We start from the raw sequence: 1508 nt of genomic DNA, 5'->3' as shown, positions 1-1508 counted from the left end.
GCGCCGAGTATGTGCGTCCGCAGTCGATGCGGCTGACGCTCGCCGCCCTGGAGAACCAGGATCTGATCGAGCGGACGCACATACTCGGCGCGGGCCAGCGCGGCCGTCGTGGACGGCCCGTCGGTGTCCAGCCGGGCGAGCACCGAACGCTGGGAGGGCGTGAGCCGGTTGTCGGGCGAGGCCGTCCGCAGCCGCCGGACCAGCGTGCGGACGACGGAGGTGAGATCGGCGGCGAGCTGCTCGGCGGTCGGATCGGCGGACCACCCGGACTCCTCGGACATGGACTCACCGTAGAAGGTGGACAGGTAAACTTGCAAGTTTTCCTGTCCATCCAGGGGCCCGCCCCACCAGCGGTCCGCCCCCCGTGTGTGTCCGGCAGCGCCACCGCAGCCACCGGGGCCGCAAGCCCGCTCCCACCCGGGACGGCTCGATGTTCGAGGCGCCGACCCGTACGACGCGCCGACTCGCCTCGCGGGTACGGCCGCCGCCGGCGAAGGAGCGTTTCAGCATCCGGCCGTGACGCAGCCCCAGCCCTCGCGGTACGCCGTCCAGTCGCCCTCCCTCGCGGCGAAGTCGACATAGATGGCGACTCCGAACCGCTCCCGGTCGCGGTCCGTGCGCCCCAGGCCCAGCCTGGTGCCGCGGACCGCCGCCGCGACGGTCTCCGCGTGGCCGTGATGGCTCATGTCCTCCTCGTAGTAGAAGGGCAGTCCCATCAGCAGATCGGTGCCGGGCGGGGTGACCTCCAGGGCGAGCGTGGTCTGCTGGGCGACATAACCGCCGTAGAGGCTCTCCAGCGGCATCGCGGTGTCGTAGGACATGACGGCGATCTGGTCGACGCGCCGGGCCACCTGCGCGAAGAACGCCTGTGACCACCACTTGGGGTGTCCGGTGAGGGCGCCGGCGACGGAGTGCAGCGCGGGCAGCGGATCGATCTGATGGGCGGCGACGGAGAGCGGCACGCCCCTGGCCCGGGTGAGAACGCGCAGATCGTCGAGGAGCGAGAGATAATCCCCGTCCCCCGAGTGCAGCGGCTCCAGATCGAAATGGACACCGTCGAATCCCGCGTCCAGGATCTGTCCGGCCGAGCGCACCACGGCGGCGCGTGACGCCGCGCGCTCCAGCCGCAGCCCCTCGGGGCCCTCGGTCGCCAGCTCGTCACCCAGCCAGGCGTGCACCCGTACTCCCGGAATCGTGCGGTGCACGGCGCCGATCAGCCACCGGGCCCGGGCGTAGCGGGCGGCGGGCAGCGTTCCGTCGTGCTCCAGCGGTCCGGCGTGGACATACAGATCGCGTATCCCGGTCCCGCGGACGCGCTCCGCGAAGGCGGCGAGATCCGCATCCTTCCTGCGGCCGTCCACCCAGGCGTGGCCCAGCCAGATGGCGTCCCGGCCGCGTGTCCGTGTGCCGTCCTCGATGTCGCCCGTGTAGTTGATCCGCAGCGCGACGGCGGCGCTCGCCGTCCTGCTCGTCGTACCGGTGCTCACCGCCGCCGTCGCGCTGCGGAT

Annotated in this window: 1 protein-coding gene and 1 pseudogene; both read right to left on the bottom strand. The window is 72.0% G+C overall.

Features of this window, described 5'->3' with window-relative positions; translation table 11 throughout:
• A pseudogene (locus BFF77_RS32545) lies at window positions 1-281 on the bottom strand (MarR family transcriptional regulator); the annotation flags it as partial.
• Window positions 282-503: 222 nt separating this feature from the next.
• Window positions 504-1508 carry a glycoside hydrolase family 18 protein gene (locus tag BFF77_RS32540; RefSeq protein WP_066957168.1) on the bottom strand — a complete coding sequence of 335 codons (1005 nt, stop codon included), beginning with the start codon at window positions 1506-1508 and terminating at the stop codon, window positions 504-506.

It is taken from the genome of Streptomyces lushanensis (genome assembly GCF_001700515.1).
Lineage (GTDB): Bacteria > Actinomycetota > Actinomycetes > Streptomycetales > Streptomycetaceae > Streptomyces > Streptomyces lushanensis.
Note: the sequence above shows the minus strand (reverse complement) of the source record. Positions and strands in the feature narration are given on the sequence as shown.